We start from the raw sequence: 21,020 nt of genomic DNA on the forward strand, positions 1-21,020 counted from the left end.
ATAACCCTTTCCTGCAGTGATCATTGGCATCACTTTAGGGGGGAGCCATCGTTCAGAAAAGTGACTTTATCTGAATCCACAGTTGCGCACGACGCACTGATCGAGCGCGCGGTCGCATCCTATGCCCTGGCCTTGCCGCGCCTGGAATCCAGGGCTTCACCGTCATCGCAGAGATCACGAATCGTGCGGCGCAGCCACTGGTGCGCGGGGTCGTTCTGAAAACGCGGATGCCACGCCTGGGTGAACACCACCGTCTCCAGCGGGATGGGCAGATCGAACGCGCGAATGCGCAGGCCTGCCGCCAGCGCACTGTCCACCAGATGCTCCGGCAGCGGCAGCAGCAGATCGGAATCCTGCAACGCGAAGAAGGCGGTGAACGGCGTGGAGACGACCAGGGCGACATGCCGGCGCAGGTCCAGCGCCTGCAGGGCGGCATCGATCGGGCCGGAGGACTTGCCGCGCCGCGACACGCCGATGTGGCCCCAGCGCGTCAGCCGCTCGGCCGTGATGTCATCCTCGAAGATCGGATGGCCCTGGCGGGCGATGCCGACGAAGGCGGTGGAGAACAAAGGCTGCACGCGGATTTCCGGGCCCAGCTTGCGTGACGCGCTGATGAACAGGTCGATCCGCCCGCTGCGCAGCGCCTCATCGTCCACGTCGTCCTCCTCGGGCGAGAACCGCAGTACGGCGCGCGGCATCTCGGCCGCCAGCGCCTCGAGCAGGCGGCCCGCGTGCAAGCCGACGAACACGTCGTTGGCCCGCACGTTGAAGCGCCGTTCCAGTGCCTTGAGATCGACCTCAGGGGTGGGCGCCAGCACCTGGGTTGCCTGCTCAAGCGCTGCGCGCACCTGCTCGCGCAGCGCCAGCGCCCGCGGCGTCGGCACCAGCTTGCGCCCCGCCTGCACGAACACCGGATCCCCCAGTGTCTCGCGGATGCGGCCCAGCGTGCGGCTCATGGCCGGAGGGCTCAGGTTCATCCGCCTGGCCGCGCCGACCACGCTGCCCTCTTCCAGCAGGATGTCGAGCGCGAGCAGCAGGTTCAGGTCGGGATGCTCCATCGCGTGTGTCAGTCCGGTTTCGTCCAGCGCAATCCTAAACCCATGTCCGTCCGATGAGAAGCACGAAGATATCCGTGCGTCCCACGCACTCGTGGCGTGCAGGCCCAGGCCTTTACCGGCCGCCACTGGGCGGCGTGCGGCCAGCGCGGCGCGCCTCCTTCGCCATGAGAGGGTCGATGCCCCCTCGACGAGCGCCTTCCAGCGCCCCCGGCTTGAAAGAGAAGGCGCGCAAGCGGACATGGACGAATACGCGCAATGAGCGTAACATCGCCCGCTACGTCCCGCCCCTGACCGCTTCCTTGCCACGCACCTTGCGACCGGCACCATGACCGCCGCGAAACCCCACGCCCCGAAACCGGATGCCATCCGTACTGCCCGCCTTGTGGTGGGGCTCACGCAAGCGGAAGCCGCCAATGTCGTCCGGTCGTCGCTGCGCGGCTGGCAGCAATGGGAGGCGGGAGACCGGGCCATGCCGCCAGGGTTGTTCGAGCTGTTCATGCTCAAGACCAATCAATGGACGCTCGACCGCCACCATGACGATTCCACGTGAGGCAGGTCAAATGGCGCGGGCAACGGCCCATGCGGGCTCGGACGGAACGTGCCGCTGCGCCTCGACCGCCGGCGCGTGAAGCCTCCACCGCGCAGGGCGGCGGCATGCGCCACGTGGCCCGCATCCATACCCACACCGCACCACGAAGCCATAGAAACACATAAGCCATTGATTTTGATGAAAAAAACAGACGTGTCTGGACATACTCCCATGATGCAGCAATACCTTGCCTTGAAAGCCGAGGCAGGTCCCTTGCTGCTGTTCTACCGCATGGGCGATTTCTACGAGATGTTCTACGAAGACGCCGAACGCGCCGCGCGCCTGCTCAACGTCACGCTGACCAAGCGCGGCGCGTCGAACGGCTCGCCCATCCCCATGGCCGGCGTGCCCGTGCACGCCATGGAGTCCTACCTGGCGAAACTGGTGGCCCTGGGTGAATCCGTTGCGATCTGCGAACAGATCGGCGATCCGGCCGCTTCCAAGGGGCCGGTCGAACGCCGCATCGTGCGCATCGTCACGCCCGGCACGCTGACCGACGACGCCCTCCTGCCGGCCAAGGCCGACCGCGCGCTGGCCGCCGTATGGGCCAGCGGCAAGGCGCGCGATCCCCGCGTCGGCCTGGCCTGGCTGAACCTGGCCAGCGGCGAATGCCGCGTCACCGAATGCGCACCCGCGCAGCTCGAATCCGAACTGGCCCGCATCGCGCCGGCCGAACTGATCTGCGCCGACGGCGCCGATCCGATCACCGGCTTCGACGGCGCCCTGTCGCGCGTGCCCGACTGGCATTTCGAACGCGACGGTGCGCGCGCCCACCTGCTGGCCCATTTCAAGACCGATACGCTGGGCGGCTTCGACATCGAGGACATGCCCGCGGCGATCTGCGCGGCCGGTGCGCTGCTGCGCTACGCGGCGCGCACGCAGTCGCAGGCCCTGTCGCACGTGCAACTGATCACGGCCGAGCGTCCCGGCCAATACGTGGTGCTGGACCCGGTCACCCGCCGCAACCTGGAACTGACGCAGACGCTGGCCGGCGAAGACTCGCCCACGCTGTTCTCGCTGCTCGACGGTTGCCGCACGCCCATGGGCAGCCGCCTGCTGCGCCGCTGGCTGCATCATCCACTGCGCGAGAACGCGCCGGCGCAAGCCCGCCAGCAGGCCATCACCGCGCTGCTGGAAGCCCGCCTGCATCCCGAACAGGCGTTCGGCGCCGACGAACTGCTCGACTCCCTGCGCCAGGCGCTGAATCCGTTCCCCGACATGGAGCGCATCTCCTCGCGCGTGGCGCTGCGCTCGGTGCGTCCGCGCGAACTGGCCAGCCTGCGCGATGCACTGGCGGCGCTGCCGCAATTGCACGCGCTGCTCGGGCAACTGCAACCCGCCACGCCGCGCCTGCAGGAACTGGCCGGCCACCTCAGCCCCGATCCCGAACTGGCCGCGCTGCTGCAACGCGCCATCGCCGCCGAACCGTCGGTGCAGATCCGCGACGGCGGCGTCATCGCCCAAGGGTATGACGCCGAACTCGACGAACTGCGCGGACTGGCCTCCGATGGCGGCGACTTCCTGATGCAGATCGAGGCCCGCGAGCGCGAGCGCACGGGCATCCACAACCTGCGCGTCGAGTTCAACCGCGTGCACGGCTTCTACATCGAAGTCACGCGCGGCCAGGCCGACAAGGTGCCCGACGACTACCGCCGCCGCCAGACGCTGAAGAACGCCGAGCGCTACATCACGCCCGAGCTGAAGACCTGGGAAGACCGCGTGCTGTCGGCGCAGGACCGTTCGCTGGCGCGCGAGAAATGGCTCTACGAGCAATTGCTGGACGCGCTGGCCCGCCACGTGATGCCGCTGTCCTGGTGCGCGGTGGCGCTGGCCGAGCTCGACACCCTGGCCGCGCTGGCCGAACACGCGCGCCGCCACGCCTGGGTCGCGCCCGAGCTGACCGGCGATGCCGAGATCGAGATCGAGGCCGGCCGCCATCCCGTGGTCGAACGCGCCATCGAGCGCTTCACGCCCAACGGCTGCCGCCTGGACGCCACGCGCCGCATGCTGCTGATCACCGGCCCGAACATGGGCGGCAAATCGACCTACATGCGGCAGACCGCGCTGATCGTGCTGCTGGCGCGCACCGGCAGCTTCGTGCCCGCCGCCCGCGCCCGCATCGGCGCCATCGACCGCATCTTCACCCGCATCGGCGCGGCCGACGACCTGGCCGGCGGGCGCTCCACCTTCATGATGGAGATGACCGAGGCCGCCGCCATCCTGTCGGCCAGCACGCCGCACAGCCTGGTGCTGATGGACGAGATCGGCCGCGGCACCTCGACCTACGACGGGCTGGCGCTGGCCTGGGCGATCGCCTGCCGGCTGCTGTCGCACAACCGCGCGCTTACCTTGTTCGCCACCCATTATTTCGAGCTGACGCGCCTGCCGTCCGAGCAAGCCACCGCCGCCAACGTGCACCTGGCCGCCGCCGAGTCGGCCGGCGGCATCGTGTTCCTGCACGAAGTGCGCGAAGGCCCCGCCAGCCGCAGCTACGGCATCCAGGTCGCGCAACGCGCCGGCGTGCCGCCCGCGGTCATCCGCCAGGCCTCGCGCGAACTCGAGCGCCTGGAAGCCCAGGGCGCGCCCACGCCGCAGTTGGGCCTGTTCGCCGCCGCCATCGATGCCGACGCGCAGGCGCAGGCCCAGACCGACCGCCAGGACGCCGCCTTCGCGCTGGACGCCCTGCGCGACGAACTGGCCGGCATCGACCCCGACACCCTGACTCCGCGCGAAGCGCTGGACGCCCTGTACCGCCTGAAGGCCCATCTGGCATGAAACGACCCTCCCGAACCGCTGCTGCGCAGTCCGACGCTTCCCGCATGCCGCCTGCGCCCGGCCAACCCGACACGCTGCTGGGCGGCCTGACGCCCGAGGCCTTCATGCGCCGCTACTGGCAGCGCAAGCCGCTCTTGATCCGCCAGGCCATCCCCGGCTTCAAGCCGCCGGTGCCCGCCGCCGCACTCAGGCGCATGGCGCGCCGCGACGATGTCGAGTCCCGCCTGATCTGGCGCGAAGCAGGCCAATGGCAGATGGAGAACGGCCCCTTCGCGCGCCTGCCCAAGCCCGCCGAGCCCGACTGGACGCTGCTGGTGCAAAGCGTGGACCTGCACGACGACGCCGCCAGCGACCTGCTGCGGCGCTTCCGTTTCGTGCCCGACGCCCGGCTGGACGACATCATGATCAGCATCGCCTCCACCGGCGGCGGCGTGGGCCCGCATTTCGACAGCTATGACGTGTTCCTGCTGCAGGCCTGCGGCCGGCGCCGCTGGCGCTATGGCCGCCAGCGCGACCTGTCGCTCGAACCCGGCCTGCCGCTGAAGATCCTCAGCCACTTCGAGCCCGAGGAAGAACACATCCTCGAACCCGGCGACATGCTCTACCTGCCGCCCCAGGCCGCGCACGACGGCGTGGCGCTGGACGACGACTGCATGACCATCTCGATCGGTTTCCGGGCACCCACCCTGGCCACCCTGGTGCGCGGCCTGCTCGAGGCCGCCGGCGACCAGGCCATGGCGCGGCTGGGCCAGCCCAGCGGTCCGTACGGCGAGCCGCCGCTGCCCGGCCCGGCCCCCGCCGGCCTGTACCGCGATCCCGGCCAGCCGGCCACGGCGACGCCGGCCGCCTTGCCCGACGCCCTGCTCGACGCCACGCTGGACACGCTGAACAAGCTGCGCTTCGACGAGGCCCTGGCGGCGCGCTTCCTCGGCTGCTGGCTGACGGAGCCCAACAGCCTCAGCGTGTTCGACGGTCCCGGCGAGGACGCGCCCGACCTGGCGCAGGACTGGCCCGACGCCGGCCGCCTGGTGCTCGACCGCCGCACTCGCATGCTGTATCGCGGCAAGCAGCTCTTCATCAACGGCGAGACCGCGCCCGTCGCCCCGTCCGCCGCCTTGCGCGCCCTGGCCGATGCGCGCGAACTGCGCTGCGCCGACCCGGCATGCCGCAAGCTGGACGGAGAATCCCGCGACCTGCTGACGCAATGGCTGGACGACGGCTGGCTGCACTACCGCCCGGCCTGAGGCCGCCGGAACGGCTCTTGCTGTGCGAAAACAACGGCGAACGGCCTTGCGGGGCCGTTTTCGTAGCATCCTGACACCTGCGCGTGTCCGCATCCCACAGAACGCTAGCGACTCTGAGGGGGCGGTGACATTTCCACATCCAAGACACCGACACGCAAGATCTGTTGCGATTGGGATGCCACCGCTTTAATTTCCAAACGGTCGCGTCTGACGGATTCCTGTAGCCTGAGTCATGGTTTCCCCTAAGGGCCATATATCTCAATCAAAGAGGAGTTCGACATGATGATGCGCAAATCGCTGATTCTCGCTGCCGCCATGGTTGCCGCCGTTTCGCTGAGCGCTTGCAAGAAGAGTGAAGAGGCGGCTCCCCCGGCCAGCAGCACCCCGGCCCCGTCCACCAGCAGCCCGGCTCCGTCGACCCCGGCGCCCACCACGCCCGCACCCAGCTCGCCCGCTCCGGCCGGCGGCACCGGCGGGACAGGTGGCTCGGGCGGTTCGACGACGCCTTCGTCGTAATCGCTCTCCCGGCCTGCCGGCCACGTACCGGCAGGCCGGATGCCAGGCCGCATGGACCGGTGACGCGTATCAGAGTCACCGCGACCCCCACGCCGGTCCGCCTGGGCATCCTCCCCGCCCATCTCGCGATCAGCCCGCGTGTCCACACGGCACGCGGGCTGATCATTTGGCTGCGGACGCCGTGATACGGTGAAGGGAACAGCAAGACCGCCTACGCCCCACTCAGCCCCATGCCCGCCCTGGGCAAGTGCGCAGCACGCGCAGGCCCGGATCAACGATCCAGGCCGAAGGCGTCAGGGATCAGCGCCGCATGGCGGTGATTCGGCCCGAAGCACGGGGCGCAGTCCGCGAGCCCGACGGCAGTAGCCGGGACGCACGACTGCCGCTTGTCGTCCTTGAGGGAGCGCTGGCCGTCATCGGCGCGTTGACACTGCGGGCGGCGCACCTCGGCCAGCCACTCCTGCGCCATCGTGCGCGCTTGATCGACGGTCAGTTCCCCGTACTGGCCCAGGGCGGGCTTGCGGCGCTCGCCCGCGTTCGAGCGGTACTGGAGTCATCGTGAACAAAAAAAACCGGTGAACATGGCAAATGCTCACCGGTTTTTTTGCAGGCAACGCAGCGGCGACCGCCCCGCCCGCCGCGAGCCCGCCAGAACGGGCCCGCAGCGTGATGCTTACATCATCTTGTCGCGCAGCACGCTCAGCATGCGCTGGGCGGTGGTGCCGGTGTCGCGCGCGCCGTTGGCGTCCAGCACCGTGACCTGGGTCTGCGAACCGCTGGACGACAGGTGGATGCGGTACTGCGGCGCGGTGGCCGGCTTGCCGCCGAACATGCGGCTGAAGATATTGGGATCTTCGCGCTTGGCGCCCGTGTCCGTATCCAGGTAGCGCACGTAGTAGTCGCCCGCGGTGCGATCGCGGTCGTCCACGGTGAAGCCACCGGAATCCAGCGCGATGCCGACGCGGCGCCAGGCCCGCTCGAAGGACTCGTCGACCACCAGCAGCGCGCCCTGTGCGCGCACTTCCTGCTGCACCACGGCCTGCTGCGGACGGGCTTCGGCCTGTTGCAGCAGTTGGCGGGCGCGATCGGTGTCGGTACCCAGGTAGACCATCAGGCGCGCCAGCATGGCGGCATTCAGGCCCGGGTCTTCCTTGCCGTGCGTCCACTCGACCTGGCCCTGGTCCGCGCCATAGCGCTTCTCCAGCATCTGCTGGTGGCTGATGTAGATCTCGGTGTGACCGTTGACGCGCTCGACGCGGGTGCGGAATTTCTCGCGCTCGCCGCTATCGAACGCCATGTCGATGACCGAACCCAGGGCCTGGCGCAGCCAGCTTTCCGGGATCTTGGCGCGGTTCTCGGCCCAGTTGGTCTCGATCAGGCCAGCCTGCGGGTTGTTCTGGTTGACCGCGAAACCGGTGTCCGTCCAGAAGTCGACCACCTTGGGAAACACTTCCTCGGGCGGACGATCGACCACCAGCCAACGCACGTTGCCGTCGCGCTCGACACGCATGTCGGTGCGGGACGGCAGCACGTTCGAGCCTTGCGGCGTGGCGGCGGCCTGCTGCTGGGCCTGGCCCTGCTGCTGGTATTGCGAATACGTGGTCGGAGCACCGGCCGGCGCGCGATAGCGCGGATCGGACGCGGCCTGGGTCAGGTCGGGCGGAATGCTCAGGGGCTGCCCGCGCTGCGTGCTCTTGTAGTCGATCGCTTCATCGGTGCCCAGCACCTGATTGACCTCGCTGCAGCCCGACAGCAGGGTCAAGACCATCAATGCCGACAAGCCGGCATGACGTTTGTTCATACAAGTCCTCACGTATTAAAGCAGGCCGACTTCCTGAAGGGCGGTGCGCACCGTAGCGTGGTGTGCGTCCCCAAGTTCGACCAGCGGCAGGCGATAGCCCAGTTCGGTGCGGCCCATCTGGGCGAGCGCCCATTTGACCGGGATCGGGTTGGCTTCGACGAACAAAGCCTTGTTGAGACGAGCCAGGCGCGCATTAAGTTCACGCGTGCGTGGCACGTCGCCGGCCAAAGCGGCGGCACAGAGCTCGGACATGAGCCTGGGCGCCACGTTGGCGGTAACCGAGATGTTGCCGCGTCCGCCCAGCAGGATCAGGGCGGCGGCAGTGGGATCGTCGCCGCTGAAGACCTGGAAGGTGTCCGGCAATTCGCGCAGCAGCAGCGCGCCGCGGGCGATGTCGCCGGTGGCGTCCTTGATGCCGATGATGCCGGGCACCTGCGCCAGGCGCAGCACGGTATCGTTGCTCATGTCGGCCACGGTGCGGCCAGGCACGTTGTACAGCACCGTGGGCAGCTCGACCGCTTCCGCGATGGCGCGGAAATGACGGTAGATGCCTTCCTGGTTGGGCTTGTTGTAGTACGGAACCACGGACAGGCCGGCGTGCGCGCCCACGGCCAGCGCATGGCGCGCCAGGTGGATGGCTTCGTCGGTGGAATTGGCGCCGACGCCGGCGATGACCGGGATGCGGCCCGCCGCATGCTCGACCGCGATGCGGATGAGCTCGGCGTGTTCGTCCATGGACACGGTGGGCGACTCGCCGGTGGTGCCGACCACGACGAGCGCGTCGGTGCCTTCGGCGACATGCCAGTCGATCAGCGCGCGATAGGCGTCGACATCGAGACTGCCATCGGGACGCATGGGCGTGACCAATGCGACCATGCTGCCTTGGAAGACGGGATCCGCAGCGCGAGCAGTAGAGACCATTCGGGGTAACTCCGCATCCGGGAACGTCCTGTCCCCGGCGTAATCACCAGGGATACGTCGTCCCCGGCTTGACTGTGACCAGCCTGGCTGGCGCCCATGCGATACGGCGATGCCGTACCCATTCCCGCCGCCTGGCCGAACCACCCGGGCGCACACGGCACCCAGGCTGAACCGATTAAACCGAAGAGTTTACCGGATATTGTCCGGGGCGGATATCCGCCCGCTCCCTATGAAAACCGGCGCTAGAGGAACCAGGTGACGACCTGCCGGCCCAGGGCCAGGATCGGCCCCAGCACCACCCACAGGGTGCCGGTGGCCAGCAGCACCAGCACGATCACCAGGCCGTAGGGCTCGATGCGGCCGTACTGATAGGCGGCGCGGTTGGGCAGCAGGCTGTAGACGATCCGGCCCCCGTCCAGCGGCGGCACGGGCAGCAGATTGAGCGCCATCAGCGCCAGGTTGACGTTCACCCCGGCCATGGCCATCTCGAACCAGAAGCCCTCCTGCGTGCCGTTTTCGAGGTAGGCACGCAGGGCGAAGGTCCAGAGCAGCGCCATCACCATGTTGGCGGCCGGTCCGGCCAGCGCCACCCACAGCATGTCTTTCTTGGGACGGCGCAGCCGCCCGAAATCGACGGGCACGGGCTTGGCCCAGCCGAACAGCAGGCCCGCGCCGCCCAGCACCTTGGAAGTCAGCAGGATGAGCGCCGGCACCAGCAGCGTGCCGATGGGATCGATGTGGCGGGCCGGATTCAGGCTGACGCGCCCGGCCTGATAGGCCGTCGGATCGCCGAACATGCGCGCCACGTAGCCGTGGGCGGCCTCATGCAGGGTGATGGCGAAGATCACCGGGATGGCATAGACCGCGATGGTCTGGATGATGTCGTTCATAGCGAGGGCGATTGTAGTGCGCGGCCAAGGCATGCCCATGACGGCGCGGCCCTGGCAACGATTCGGGAAACGGACGGGAAGGCGGAGACGGCGCGGCGCCTCAAGCGGCCAGCCCCAGCGCCGCGGGATCGCCCCGGCCCACGCGCACGACTTCCGGCGTATCGCCCGTCAGGTCGATCACCGTGGTGGGCGCCTGGGCGCAGGCGCCCGCGTCGACCACCGCCGCCAGCTCGTGGGCGTAGCGCGAGGCGATGTCCTCGGGGTCGTTCAGGGCATCTTCCTCGCCGCGGGGGATGAGCGTGGTCGACAGCAGCGGCTCGCCGGCCTCGGCCAGCAGCGCATGCACCACCTTGTGGTCGGGCACGCGGATGCCGATGGTCTTGCGAGACGGATGCGACACCCGGCGCGGCACCTCGCGCGTGGCTTCGAGGATGAACGTCCAGGGTCCCGGCGTGGCGGCCTTCAGCAGGCGGTACTGCTGGTTGTCGACGCGCGCGACCTGCCCGATCTCGGCCAGGTCGCCGCACAGCAGCGTCAGGTGATGACGTTCGTCCAGCCCGCGCAGCCTGCGCAGCGCGTCGGCGGCGGCCTTGTCGTCAAGCCGCGCGACCACCGCATAACTGGAATCGGTGGGCACGGCCAGCAGGCCGCCGTCACGCAGCCATTGCACCGCCTGCTTGATCAGCCGCGGCTGCGGGTTTTCTGGATGGATGGAAAGAAGCAGAGCCATGCGATTATCCTAACACCGCCCAGGGGCGGCGTACGGCCGGAGACACATCATGCGCATGGACGATTCACGGGAAAGCAGCAACATCGAAGACCGCCGAGGCGGCGGGGGGCCCCGGCTGGGCCGCGGCAGCATCGGCATCGGGACCATCGTCCTGGCGCTGGTCGCGGCGTATTTCGGCGTCGATCCGTCCGTCGTGCTGCAGATGGCCGAGGGGCCCGCCGTGCAGCAGACGCGCCAGCCGGCGGCCACGGATCCACAGACCCGGTTCGTCGCCCGTGTGCTGGGCGAAACCGAAGACACCTGGAGCACGATATTCCAGCAACAGCTCGGCCGGCAATACCGCCCGCCCACCCTGGTGCTGTTCCGCGGCGCCACCCCGACCGCCTGCGGCACCGGCCAGTCGGCGATGGGACCGTTCTACTGCCCGGCCGACAGCAAGGTCTACCTGGACACGGGCTTCTTCAATGAGATGTCGCGCAAGCTCGGCGCGCCGGGCGACTTCGCGCAGGCCTACGTCATCGCCCATGAGGTCGGCCACCATGTGCAGCACCTGCTGGGCACCGCCGACCGCGTGGCCCAGTTGCGCCAACGCAATCCCGCGCAGGCCAACGCGTTGTCGATCCGCATGGAACTGCAGGCGGACTGCTATGCGGGATTGTGGGCGCGGCGCGCGGACCAGGCCCGGCACATCCTGGAGGACGGCGATATCCAGGAGGGCCTGAATGCCGCCAGCGCCATCGGCGACGACACGCTGCAGCGCCGCAGCCAGGGATATGTGGTGCCCGACGCATTTACCCACGGCAGTTCCGCGCAGCGGGTGCGCTGGTTCAAACGGGGCTACGACAGCGGGGACCTGAGCCAGTGCGACACCTTCGGCGCGCAGCGCCTGTAGGCGGGGCAACTGGCTAGGACTGCACGCCCATCATCCCGTCGACGATGTGCTGGCCGTGACATACGGCCGCATGCACCGCCTCGCGCGGGCTGTAGACGAAACCGCCGTTGTCGAAACAAGGCACCGGATATTCATCGCCCGGGTCCTGCACTGCGCTGGCCGGAACGACCAGTACCGTGGCCCTGAACACCGGACCGCTGGGCGCTTCGGCCAGCGTCGCAAGGGGACCTCTGACGACCTTGGCCGTCAATCGATACCCCTTGTAAATCAAATTGTTCTGGTTCACTCGGACGTCCTCTCTGACGTCGAGCATACCGCGCAATGGCTGTCATGAATGCACGAATGTCGCAGTGCCGCTACAGGGACAGAACAGTATTTTCCCTGTAGGGCGCTCGCAATGAATCAGTGCTCGCCCTTGCCGGACTCGCCCAGGTCCTGGGCCTGGCGGCGCGTGTCCTCTCCCTTGAATCCGCCATAGCTGCTCTGGCCAGGATCCGCGCTACGGCTGCGTATGCGCTCGTCCTGGTCCTTCTGGTGAGCCCCGCTGGCGGGCGTCGGACGGTGTGGGGAATCAGCCTGGCTGGAATGGTCATTCTTCATGGAAAGTCCTCCGGGTTGGGAGGGTTCTTTCCAGCAATACCCGTGCCTGAGCGACGGGAAGAACGCCAGCGGAGAATTGCATTGTTGCGAAGCAACAACACAACAACACAAACGATAATTGTTATCAATACAATTCCTGGTTTTCCGCCGCCGGCTTGCGAGCCGCCCGGCGGCCCCTCATCTTCGACAAGCTGTCGCCTTCTCCCATGCCATCTCCTCTGCTGCGTGGCGCCCTCGCCGGCCTCTCACTGTTTCCTGCCGCGCTCGCCCTGGCGCAATCCGCCGCCCCCGTCGCCGAGCTGCCGTCCGTCCAGGTGACGGCGGACGGTGAAACGGGCACCTTCAATCCCGTGCTGCCGCCCCGGGTCGGCAAATCCTCGGCGCCGTTGTCGGAAACACCGCAGTCCATCACCGTGGTGCCGCGCGCCGTGCTGGACAGCCAGCAGGCGCAGACGCTGGCCGATGCCTTGCACAATGTGCCCGGCGTGGTCAGCAACCAGTTCGGCCGGCGTGGCTGGGACGATCTGATCATCCGTGGGCAGGTGGCCTCGGATTCGCTCTACCTGGACGGCCTGCGCACCGCGGCCTCCAATCGCGTCGCCGAACAGCTGTTCGGCCTGGAACAGGTCGAAGTGCTGAAAGGGCCGGCGTCCATGCTGTATGGCCTGGTGCTGCCGGGGGGGCTGGTCAACATGGTCAGCAAGCGCCCGCGGGCCGATGCCTTCGCCAACGCGGACGTCACCGTCGGCAGCCACAGCCTCTACCAGGGCACGGTGGACATGGGCACGCCGCTGTCGGACAACGGCCGCGCGGCATTCCGGCTCAATGCCCTGACCATGAATTCGCATGACGCCACCGACTACGTGTGGTTCAAGAACCGCTGGATCGCCCCGTCGCTGTCGCTGGACCTGGGGGCACGCACCGATTTCACCATCCTGACCAGCTATCAGGAACGCCGCTACATCCGCCAGCAGGGGTTGCCGCTGGCCGGCTCGGTCCTGCCCAACCCGCTGGGCGACATTCCGCGCAACCGCTTCACCGGCGAACCGGGACAGGATCCGTACCGCGCCTTCCAGACCCGCGTGGGCTACGCCCTGACCCACCGGTTCGACAACGGCTGGACCGTGAACCAGAACCTGCGCTGGCAGGAGTTCTCGATGACCGGCCAGCTTGCGACCAACGGAGTGCTGGGCGCGGACAACCGTACGCTGCGCCGCAGCGCCCAGGACCAGTACTGGAACGGCGACACGTTCACCGTGGACACCCATGCGCAACGCCGCTTCGACACCGCGTTGGGCGAGCACACGATCACCGTGGGCACGGACTACCTGCGCACCCGCGAGAACGCCCTGCAGTACAACTGCACGCTGGCCTCGCTGGACGTCTATGCGCCGGTCTATGGTTCGCCCATCCGCTGCCCCGCCACGCCGCGCACCCGGAGTGCGACGACGGTGCGCTCGGTGGGCGTCTACCTGCGCGACGAAATGCGCCTGGGCGAACGCTGGCGCGTGGTGGCGGGCCTGCGTCGCGACGACGCGGCGACTTACACGGACAACCGCCTGAACGGCAGCCGAGGCGACAACCCGTCGCAGGCCACCACGGGTTCGGCGGCGGTGATGTACGAATTGCTGCCAGGCGTGCGGCCTTACCTCAGCTATGCCTCGTCGTTCTATCCCAACAGCGGCACCGATGCCAACGGCAGCCTCTTCGATCCCGAAAAGGGCTCGCAATGGGAAGCCGGCATGAAGATCGACCTGGGCGACGGCAGCACCTCGCTGACCGTGGCGGCGTTCGACCTGCGGCGGCGCAACGTGCTGCAGTCCGATCCGTTGAACGATGGATTCAGCATCGCCGTCGGCGAACAGCGCACGCGCGGCGGCGAGATCGGCATCGTGACCGACCTGGGCGACGGACTGAGCCTGATGGGCGGCTATGCCTACACGGCGGCGGTGATCACCGACGACGGCGGCCAGGCCGTCTCGACCGAAGGCGACTGGCTGAACAACGTGCCGCGCCACAGCTATACCCTGACGGCCCGTTTCCGTCCGCGCGGCCAGGCGCTGGGCTGGGAGTTCACGGGCGGACTGCGCGGCGAAAGCACGCGGCATGCGTACGGCTACCAGATCCCCGGCTACACGGTGTTCGATGCCGGCGTGGCGTACAACGCCGCGCATTGGCGCGCCGCGCTGACCGTGCGCAACCTGTTCGACAAGGACTACTACTCGGGCGGCCTGGCGCAAGCGGTCGCGCTGGGCGATGGCCGCACGGCGATGATGACGCTGGGGTATCGCTACTGACCATCGCCCACGAGGCCGGCCGGGCGCCCCGGCCCGCCCTGCTCGCCGCTTCGCCGTCGATCCGTGGACCGCAACCAGACGTGCCTGCGCCGCGCCGGGGCGGCGCCTCGCGCAGCAATCCCAGGGACGACGCGGCGGTGCACACCCGTCCCTGGGCTCGCCAGGCACGCGGGTTGCTGACCAGACGTCCCCTTGCAAGCCTCGATCACATCAGGAGGACACGATGGCCACACGCACCCTCTGGAAAGGCGCGATCTCGTTCGGCCTGGTTCATATCCCCGTCGGCCTGCACACGGCCGCCACGGAATCCGGCGTGGACTTCGACTGGCTGGACAAGCGGTCGATGGACCCCGTGGGCTACAAGCGGATCAACAAGCGCACGGGCAAGGAGATCGACCGCGAGAACATCGTGAAGGGGGTGCAGTACGAAAAGGGCGAGTACGTGATCCTCTCGCAGGGCGAGATCGAGCAGGCCTACCCCCGCACCACGCAGACCATCGAGATCCAGATGTTCGTCGAGGCGGCGCAGGTGTCGTTCGTGTACCTGGAGCGCCCCTACTACATCGAGCCGATCAACAAGGGGCACAAGGTGTACGCGCTGCTGCGCGACACGCTCGCCAAGAGCGGCAGGATAGGCATCGCCAAAGTCGTCATCCAGACCAAGCAGCACCTGGCCGCATTGATACCGGCTGGCGACGCGCTGGTGCTGAACCTGATGCGCTGGGGCGACGAGGTCAGGCCGCTGTCCGACCTGGATCTGCCCCGCGCCGGCGCCAAGGGCATGGCCGCCAGCGCCAGCGAGCAGAAAATGGCGCGCATGCTGATCGAGGACATGTCCGGCGATTGGAATCCGGACGACTTCAAGGACGAATTCCGCCACGCCATCATGGGACTGGTGGACAAGAAGGTGAAGGCCGGCAAGACCAAGACCGTGATCGAGCCGCAGGAGGAGACGCCGCGCTATGAGGGCGACAACGTCATCGACCTGACCGAGCTGCTGCAGCGCAGCCTGAAGGGCAAGCGAGGGGCATCGTCGAAGGCGGCGCGCAAGCCCGCCGCGAAGAAGGCGGCAAGGAAGACGCCCGCCAAGCGCGCGTCGAAGAAACCGGCCGCCAAGACAGGAACCCGCGCTCGCAAGGCGGCCTGACCATGCCCGCCGCCCTGAAGACCTATCGGCAGAAACGGGATTTCAAGGTCACCGCCGAACCCAAGGGTGGCGGCCGCGCCAACGCGCGCCAGCCTGCCTTCGTCATCCAGAAGCATTGGGCCACGCGGCTGCACTACGACCTGCGGCTGGAACTGGACGGCGCGATGAAGAGCTGGGCCGTACCCAAGGGCCCCTGCTACGACCCTTCCATCAAGCGCATGGCCGTGCAGGTCGAGGACCATCCCATCGCCTACAACCAGTTCGAAGGCGAGATCCCCGCGGGCCAGTATGGCGCGGGCAAGGTCATCATCTGGGACGAAGGCACCTGGGAACCGCTGGGCGATCCGCGCCAGGGCTACCGCAAGGGGCATCTGAAATTCGCGCTGCATGGGTCGAAGATGCAGGGCGAATGGGCGCTGGTGAGACTGCGCGGGGATGAGAAAAAGCCGACCTGGCTGCTGATCAAGGATCGCGACGCGTTCGCGCGCGACGAGGGAGATTTCAGCGTGGTGGACGAGATGCCGGACAGCGTGGTGCCTTTGCGCGGCAAGGCAACCGGGAAGCCGGAGAAAAGCGGCGCCGAGGCATCCGGCGACGACCTGCCCGGCGTATCCTGCGCGCTGCCCCGGACCCTGTCCCCGCAGCTTGCCACCCTCGTGGAACACGCCCCCGCTTCGCCGCAAGACTGGCTGTACGAACTCAAGTTCGACGGCTACCGCATCCTGGCCCGTATCGAGGCAGGCGAAGTGCGGCTGTACACCCGCAACGGCCACGACTGGACCGCCAGGCTGCCGCGGATCGCGCAGGCGCTGGGCCGCGCCAGGGCCGACGGCTGGATCGATGGCGAGATCGTCGTCATGGAGGAAAACGGCGTGCCCAGCTTCCAGGCCCTGCAGAACGCCTTCGACGCCGAGCGCCCCGCGCGCATCCAGTTCTTCGCCTTCGACATGCCCTACGTGGCGGGCCGCGACCTGCGCGGCGAACCGCTGCACCTGCGGCGCGCGCTGCTCGAAGAGATGATCGCGCCCATCCGCCGCAAGGCCGTGCAGTTCAGCGCGGCGCTGGACGCCCGTCCCAAGGACCTGGTGGCCTCGGCCTGCCGCATGGGCCTGGAAGGCATCATCGGCAAGCGGCGGGATTCGACGTACGTGTCGCGCCGCTCGGACAGCTGGATCAAGCTGAAATGCGGCCAACGGCAGGAGTTCGTGGTGGTGGGCTACACCGCGCCGAAGGGCAGCCGCGTGGGCTTTGGCGCGCTGGCGCTGGCCGTGCACGACGAAAGGGGCAAGCTGCGCTATGCCGGCAACGTCGGCTCGGGCTTCGACGACGCGCTGCTGGCGCGCCTGAAAAAACGGCTGGACGCCCTGCGCACCGGCGATTGCCCCCTGGCCAGCGCCAAGGGCGTGCAAGGCCGTCCTCAATGGGTACGGCCGGAGCTGGTGGCCGAGGTGTCGTTCAGCGAGTGGACCCAGTCCGGCCATGCGCGCCACCCCGTGTTCCGCGGCCTGCGCGCCGACAAGCCCGCGCAGGCCGTCACGCGGGAACAGGCGCTCGATCCGCGGCGCATCGAGCCTGAAGCACCGGCGGACACTGGCGGCAGGCAGGCTGCCAGAACGACGCCGGCCCGGTCCGCCCACGCCGGCAAGGCCCCTCGCGCGAAGACGGCATCGCCGCGCGAAAGCATCGGCAAACTCTCGCACCCCGACCGCGTCATCGACCCGTCCACGGGCCTGACCAAACTGGACCTGGCCCGATACTACGGACGGGTCGCCCCGCTGATGCTGCCGCATCTGAAGGCACGCCCCGTCGCCTTCATGCGAGCCCCTCGAGGCGTCGATCACCAGCAGTTCTTCCAGAAGCACCTCGACCACGACATCGCCGGCGTGAAGCCGCTGCCCCGGAAGCTGAGTCCCGGCCATCCCCCCATGATGGAAGTGATGTCCGGCCTGGGCATCCTGTCCGCGGCACAGATGAACGTCGTCGAGTTCCACACCTGGAACGCCGTCAAGACCGCCATCGCCCGTCCCGACCGCATGCTGTTCGACCTGGACCCCGGCGAAGGCGTGCCGTGGAAGGCGATGCAGGAAGCCGCGCGGCTGCTGCGAGCCCTGCTGCACGAACTGCACCTGAAATGCTGGTTGAAGACCAGCGGCGGCAAGGGCCTGCACGTCGTCGTCCCGCTACGCAGACAATACGATTGGGACACCGTCCGCCAGTTCTCGGAAGCCATCGTCCGCCACCTCGCCAGCACCGTGCCGGACCGCTTCGTCGCCAAGAGCGGCCCGAAGAACCGCGTGGGCAGGATCTTCGTCGACTATCTGCGCAACGGCTTCGGCGCCACCACCGTCGCCGCCTGGTCCGCCCGCGCCCGCCCCGGGCTGGGCATCTCGGTGCCGATTGCCTGGGACGAACTGCCCGGCCTATCGAGTTCGGCGCACTGGACGATCTCCGGCATCCATGAGCGCCTGGATGTCGGCAACGAGCCCTGGGAAGACTATGCGGCCCAATCGCTGGGCAAGGCCATGAAGGCGCTGGATTTCAGATAGCCCCCGTCGTCTCACGGATCGGCCGGCGGCGCCGAACCAGGAGGCTTATCGCGATACTTCCGTTCAGAATTGCCTGTAAGCCGCCACCGCGTCCACCAATGCGCGGATGTAGGTCGGCAAGGCCTGCAGATCCCGCACCAGGATGTCCCGTTGCCGCACCGCCCACGGCTCCTGCAGCGGCACCAACCGCAAGGCCATCGACCGCTGGTAGCGCCGCGCCGTCGACTCGGGAATCACGCTGACCCCCGCCCCGCCCTCGATCAGCCGGCACACCGACTCGAAACCCGGCACCTGGATGCGCAGGGCGAACGCCCGGCCGCTGGCCTCGATCTGGTCGCGCAGGAAGGTCAGCAGCGTGCTGTTGTCGTGCAGGCTGATGTGCGGATACTCCAGTGAATCCAGGATGGAGACGTCCTGCCGCTGGGCCAGTTCGTGCCCCACGGGCACGCCCAGCACCAGCCGGTCGGTATAGAACGGAATGCGCTCCAGGCCCTGTGCGGCCACGGGCCCGGCGGTAATGCCCAGGTCGATGGAGCCCTCGGCCACCGCGCGCACCGTGTCGCGCGTATTGCGCTCCTGCATGTCGACCACGATGGCGGGCCGCTCGGCCAGGAACGGCGCCAGGATCTCGGGCATGAAGCCGTTGACGGCGGTGGTGTTGGCGAAGATGCGGATGCGGCCCGTGGCGTCGATGCCGCCCGCGCTGAAATCGCCTTTCAATGCATCCACGTTGCGCATGATGGCGCGGGCATGGTCGTACAGGCGATGCCCGGACGGCGTCAGTTCCACGCCGCTGTGGGTGCGGTACAGCAGCACGCTTCCGAGCTGGCCTTCCAGCGCCTTGATGCGCGAACTGACCGAAGGCAGCGACAGGTGCGCCCGTCGCGATGCCTTGGTCAGGCTGGAGGATTCGGCGACGTGGATGAAAAGCTGGATGTCTGCGAGGTCGAAGTGCATCGTAGGCGGAAGAAAGGTCCGCCCGGAGTGCGCGTCATCGGCACGCCGGGCCATGACGAAGCATAACCCCCTGCCTTCCATTTTTAGGGACAGAGCATGGCGGAGTGTGTCTTCCTCTTTATGCTTTATGGCATCCCGGCCCGTCCGGCAGGGTTCCGGTACCGGCCTGCGCCGCGTGGCACAGAAAAAGCGCTCGTCCTGCTCGACACCCCTCTACCGAAAACCGTACCGCTCCCCACGACGGCTCCCGTTTCGATGAGGGAAAGAAAAAGGCACTTGCGCTTTCGCGCAAGTGCCTTTTTCTAACGATTTCTCGCAAATTCGGTGGGGTGGCTGATGGGGCTCGAACCCACGACAACTGGAATCACAATCCAGGACTCTACCAACTGAGCTACAGCCACCGCTGCAAAGAAGCGAAACTATAGCACAGCTTTTTCGCACCCGCCAAATGGACTGTCAAAAATCTGCAGCCTCCTCCTTTGCTATCCTTGTGGCACCTATCCGTCCCCGTGCCAGGGCCTAGGCCCCGGCGCGCCTCCCCCGCCCAGGACACCCACGATGCCCATGGACGCCTTCGAGGATTTCGTCACCCGCTACTGGCCGCACGTCGCGCTGGCCTTCAGCATCATCGCGGGCACCGCCGCGGCGGTGCATGCGGCCATGACCAAGCACGACGTGCGCGCGGCCATCGGCTGGGTCGGCCTGGCCTTGTTCTCGCCTCTATTCGGCGCCCTGTTCTACGTGGCGGCCGGCATCAACCGCACCCGCCAGACCCGCATGTCGCAGCAGCGCGACCAGGCCATGCTGGACTACGCGGGCCATTTGGAATCGCGCGACGTGATCGACGTGGTGCCCTACAGCGCCGCGCAGTTCGCCTCGCTGCGCCTCCTGGGCGATCAGGTCAGCCGCTTTCCGCTGGTCGGCGGCAACGCCATCCAGCCGCTGGCGGGCGGCGACGACGCCTATCCCGCCATGCTGGAGGCCATCAATGCCGCCAAACGCAGCGTCGCCCTGCAAAGCTACATCTTCGACAACGACCCCGTCGGCCGCGAACTGGCCCTGGCGCTGATCGAGGCCCACAAGCGCGGCGTACAGGTGCGCGTGCTGATCGACGCCATCGGCAGCCACTATTCGCGGCCGCCCATCGTGCGCATGCTGGCGCGCGCGGGCGTGCCCACCGCGCGCTTCATGACCAACCCGCTGGGCCTGTTGCGCATGCCCTATGCCAACCTGCGCAGCCACCGCAAGATCCTGGTGGTGGACGGCGTGCGGGGCTTCACGGGAGGCATGAACGTGCGCGCGGCCTTCGTGCATGCCCTGTCCGGCGACCGCACCAACGGCGACACCCACTTCAGCCTGCAAGGCCCCGTGGTGGCCCAGTTGAGCGCCGTGTTCGCGCATGACTGGAACTTCACCACCCGCGAAACGCTGCAAGGCGAGGACTGGTTTCCCAAGTCGCTGGCGCGCGGCGCGGGCACGGTGCCCATGCGCTGCGTGCCCTCGGGCCCCGACCGCGCGCTGGGTTCCACGCATGCCATGCTGCTGGGCGCGCTGGCGGTGGCGCAACGCCACGTGCGCATCCAGTCGCCCTACTTCCTGCCCGACCAGACGCTGATCGGCGCGCTGGCCACCGCGGCCCGGCGCGGCATCGAGGTGGACATCGTGATTCCGGGCTCGAACAACCTGCGGCTGGTCAACTACGCCATGACGGCGCAGTTGGACCAGGTGGTGCGCACCGGCTGCCGCGTCTGGCGCACGCACGGGCCGTTCGACCATTCCAAGCTGATGACGGTGGACGATTCGTGGTCTTACATCGGCTCGTCCAACCTGGACCCGCGCAGCCTGCGGCTGAATTTCGAGCTGGATACCGAGGTCTACGACCACGACCTGGCGCTCTGGATCGGCGGCCGCATCGACACGCTGATCGGCGGCGCGCACCGCGTCACGCTGGACGAATTGCGCGGCATGCCCTTCGCGCAGCGCCTGCGCAACCGCGTGATCTGGCTGGCGACCCCCTATCTTTGATCGAGGGCCTCGACGTTTGATACGCTAGGGAC

17 protein-coding genes, 1 tRNA gene and 1 pseudogene are annotated in these 21,020 nt (G+C 67.9%); 8 read left to right on the plus strand and 11 right to left on the minus strand.

All coding sequences use genetic code 11. The annotated features are described in order from the left end of the window. Positions 1-119: 119 nt before the first annotated feature. Positions 120-1,058 carry a LysR family transcriptional regulator gene (locus tag A6745_RS00575; RefSeq protein WP_066122303.1) on the minus strand — a complete coding sequence of 313 codons (939 nt, stop codon included), beginning with the start codon at positions 1,056-1,058 and terminating at the stop codon, positions 120-122. A gap of 325 nt (positions 1,059-1,383) precedes the next feature. Here A6745_RS00575 and A6745_RS00580 point away from each other — a divergent pair, with 325 nt between their 5' ends. The 3 genes from A6745_RS00580 (at position 1,384) to A6745_RS00590 (ending at position 5,666) form a co-directional block, all read left to right on the plus strand. Further along, positions 1,384-1,608: a transcriptional regulator gene (locus A6745_RS00580; protein ID WP_066122306.1), complete on the plus strand. Its 225-nt coding sequence runs from the start codon at positions 1,384-1,386 to the stop codon at positions 1,606-1,608. Between the two features lie 177 nt (positions 1,609-1,785). Further along, complete coding sequence (gene mutS / locus A6745_RS00585; protein WP_407922709.1) at positions 1,786-4,422, plus strand: DNA mismatch repair protein MutS; 2,637 nt, start codon at positions 1,786-1,788, stop codon at positions 4,420-4,422. Positions 4,423-4,466: 44 nt separating this feature from the next. Then, on the plus strand, positions 4,467-5,666 hold the full coding sequence (locus tag A6745_RS00590) for a cupin domain-containing protein (protein WP_066122311.1): 1,200 nt from the start codon (positions 4,467-4,469) through the stop codon (positions 5,664-5,666). 242 nt (positions 5,667-5,908) lie between these two features. Here the strand turns inward: A6745_RS00590 and A6745_RS28495 are convergent, their stop codons facing one another. From A6745_RS28495 to A6745_RS00620, 6 genes and pseudogenes are all read right to left on the minus strand, one after another. Continuing rightward, positions 5,909-6,235 carry a hypothetical protein gene (locus A6745_RS28495; RefSeq protein WP_156513236.1) on the minus strand — a complete coding sequence of 109 codons (327 nt, stop codon included), beginning with the start codon at positions 6,233-6,235 and terminating at the stop codon, positions 5,909-5,911. Positions 6,236-6,618: 383 nt separating this feature from the next. After that, positions 6,619-6,735, minus strand: a pseudogene (locus A6745_RS28910) (integrase arm-type DNA-binding domain-containing protein); the annotation flags it as partial. 120 nt (positions 6,736-6,855) lie between these two features. Beyond that, positions 6,856-7,983: an outer membrane protein assembly factor BamC gene (gene bamC, locus A6745_RS00605; protein ID WP_066122318.1), complete on the minus strand. Its 1,128-nt coding sequence runs from the start codon at positions 7,981-7,983 to the stop codon at positions 6,856-6,858. 15 nt (positions 7,984-7,998) lie between these two features. Continuing rightward, positions 7,999-8,904 carry a 4-hydroxy-tetrahydrodipicolinate synthase gene (gene dapA, locus A6745_RS00610; protein ID WP_066122322.1) on the minus strand — a complete coding sequence of 302 codons (906 nt, stop codon included), beginning with the start codon at positions 8,902-8,904 and terminating at the stop codon, positions 7,999-8,001. 242 nt (positions 8,905-9,146) lie between these two features. Continuing rightward, positions 9,147-9,794, minus strand: coding sequence for a site-2 protease family protein (locus tag A6745_RS00615; protein ID WP_066122325.1), 648 nt, complete (start codon positions 9,792-9,794; stop codon positions 9,147-9,149). A gap of 100 nt (positions 9,795-9,894) precedes the next feature. Continuing rightward, the gene (locus A6745_RS00620; protein ID WP_066122329.1) at positions 9,895-10,524 is read right to left on the minus strand and encodes an L-threonylcarbamoyladenylate synthase; all 630 of its coding nucleotides are present in this window, start codon (positions 10,522-10,524) and stop codon (positions 9,895-9,897) included. A gap of 49 nt (positions 10,525-10,573) precedes the next feature. On the opposite strand from A6745_RS00620, the gene ypfJ reads away from it, so the two are divergent. Beyond that, positions 10,574-11,416 (plus strand): KPN_02809 family neutral zinc metallopeptidase, encoded by an 843-nt coding sequence (gene ypfJ, locus A6745_RS00625; protein ID WP_066122333.1) that lies wholly within the window; start codon positions 10,574-10,576, stop codon positions 11,414-11,416. A 13-nt stretch (positions 11,417-11,429) separates the two neighbouring features. Here the strand turns inward: ypfJ and A6745_RS00630 are convergent, their stop codons facing one another. Both A6745_RS00630 and A6745_RS00635 read right to left on the minus strand, forming a co-directional pair. After that, a complete protein-coding gene (locus tag A6745_RS00630) occupies positions 11,430-11,702 on the minus strand; it encodes a hypothetical protein (protein ID WP_156513237.1) in 273 nt (90 codons plus the stop codon). A 116-nt stretch (positions 11,703-11,818) separates the two neighbouring features. Continuing rightward, positions 11,819-12,016 (minus strand): hypothetical protein, encoded by a 198-nt coding sequence (locus A6745_RS00635; RefSeq protein WP_066122339.1) that lies wholly within the window; start codon positions 12,014-12,016, stop codon positions 11,819-11,821. Positions 12,017-12,222: 206 nt separating this feature from the next. On the opposite strand from A6745_RS00635, the gene A6745_RS00640 reads away from it, so the two are divergent. From A6745_RS00640 to ligD, 3 genes are all read left to right on the plus strand, one after another. After that, a complete protein-coding gene (locus A6745_RS00640) occupies positions 12,223-14,313 on the plus strand; it encodes a TonB-dependent siderophore receptor (RefSeq protein ID WP_066122342.1) in 2,091 nt (696 codons plus the stop codon). A 223-nt stretch (positions 14,314-14,536) separates the two neighbouring features. Beyond that, on the plus strand, positions 14,537-15,460 hold the full coding sequence (gene ku, locus A6745_RS00645) for a non-homologous end joining protein Ku (protein WP_066122345.1): 924 nt from the start codon (positions 14,537-14,539) through the stop codon (positions 15,458-15,460). A 2-nt stretch (positions 15,461-15,462) separates the two neighbouring features. After that, complete coding sequence (gene ligD, locus A6745_RS00650; RefSeq protein WP_066122348.1) at positions 15,463-18,006, plus strand: DNA ligase D; 2,544 nt, start codon at positions 15,463-15,465, stop codon at positions 18,004-18,006. 63 nt (positions 18,007-18,069) lie between these two features. Here ligD and A6745_RS00655 read toward each other — a convergent pair whose 3' ends face one another. Both A6745_RS00655 and A6745_RS00660 read right to left on the minus strand, forming a co-directional pair. Beyond that, positions 18,070-18,963, minus strand: coding sequence for a LysR family transcriptional regulator (locus A6745_RS00655; protein ID WP_066122352.1), 894 nt, complete (start codon positions 18,961-18,963; stop codon positions 18,070-18,072). A 325-nt stretch (positions 18,964-19,288) separates the two neighbouring features. After that, positions 19,289-19,364, minus strand: a tRNA-His gene (locus tag A6745_RS00660). Between the two features lie 163 nt (positions 19,365-19,527). Between A6745_RS00660 and A6745_RS00665 the strand changes: the two genes are divergently transcribed. Then, positions 19,528-20,988: a phospholipase D-like domain-containing protein gene (locus tag A6745_RS00665; RefSeq protein WP_066123639.1), complete on the plus strand. Its 1,461-nt coding sequence runs from the start codon at positions 19,528-19,530 to the stop codon at positions 20,986-20,988. Positions 20,989-21,020: the final 32 nt, after the last annotated feature.

This window comes from Bordetella ansorpii (assembly GCF_900078705.1).
Lineage (GTDB): Bacteria > Pseudomonadota > Gammaproteobacteria > Burkholderiales > Burkholderiaceae_B > Bordetella > Bordetella ansorpii_A.

Coding starts and splice junctions, on each gene's coding strand:
- A6745_RS00575 (WP_066122303.1), bottom strand. CDS start 1,058: ATGGAGCATCCCGACCTGAACCTGCTGCTCGCGCTCGACATCCTGCTG.
- A6745_RS00580 (WP_066122306.1), top strand. CDS start 1,384: ATGACCGCCGCGAAACCCCACGCCCCGAAACCGGATGCCATCCGTACT.
- mutS (WP_407922709.1), top strand. CDS start 1,786: ATGAAAAAAACAGACGTGTCTGGACATACTCCCATGATGCAGCAATAC.
- A6745_RS00590 (WP_066122311.1), top strand. CDS start 4,467: ATGCCGCCTGCGCCCGGCCAACCCGACACGCTGCTGGGCGGCCTGACG.
- A6745_RS28495 (WP_156513236.1), bottom strand. CDS start 6,235: ATGCGGCCTGGCATCCGGCCTGCCGGTACGTGGCCGGCAGGCCGGGAG.
- bamC (WP_066122318.1), bottom strand. CDS start 7,983: ATGAACAAACGTCATGCCGGCTTGTCGGCATTGATGGTCTTGACCCTG.
- dapA (WP_066122322.1), bottom strand. CDS start 8,904: ATGGTCTCTACTGCTCGCGCTGCGGATCCCGTCTTCCAAGGCAGCATG.
- A6745_RS00615 (WP_066122325.1), bottom strand. CDS start 9,794: ATGAACGACATCATCCAGACCATCGCGGTCTATGCCATCCCGGTGATC.
- A6745_RS00620 (WP_066122329.1), bottom strand. CDS start 10,524: ATGGCTCTGCTTCTTTCCATCCATCCAGAAAACCCGCAGCCGCGGCTG.
- ypfJ (WP_066122333.1), top strand. CDS start 10,574: ATGCGCATGGACGATTCACGGGAAAGCAGCAACATCGAAGACCGCCGA.
- A6745_RS00635 (WP_066122339.1), bottom strand. CDS start 12,016: ATGAAGAATGACCATTCCAGCCAGGCTGATTCCCCACACCGTCCGACG.
- A6745_RS00640 (WP_066122342.1), top strand. CDS start 12,223: ATGCCATCTCCTCTGCTGCGTGGCGCCCTCGCCGGCCTCTCACTGTTT.
- ku (WP_066122345.1), top strand. CDS start 14,537: ATGGCCACACGCACCCTCTGGAAAGGCGCGATCTCGTTCGGCCTGGTT.
- ligD (WP_066122348.1), top strand. CDS start 15,463: ATGCCCGCCGCCCTGAAGACCTATCGGCAGAAACGGGATTTCAAGGTC.
- A6745_RS00655 (WP_066122352.1), bottom strand. CDS start 18,963: ATGCACTTCGACCTCGCAGACATCCAGCTTTTCATCCACGTCGCCGAA.
- A6745_RS00665 (WP_066123639.1), top strand. CDS start 19,528: ATGGACGCCTTCGAGGATTTCGTCACCCGCTACTGGCCGCACGTCGCG.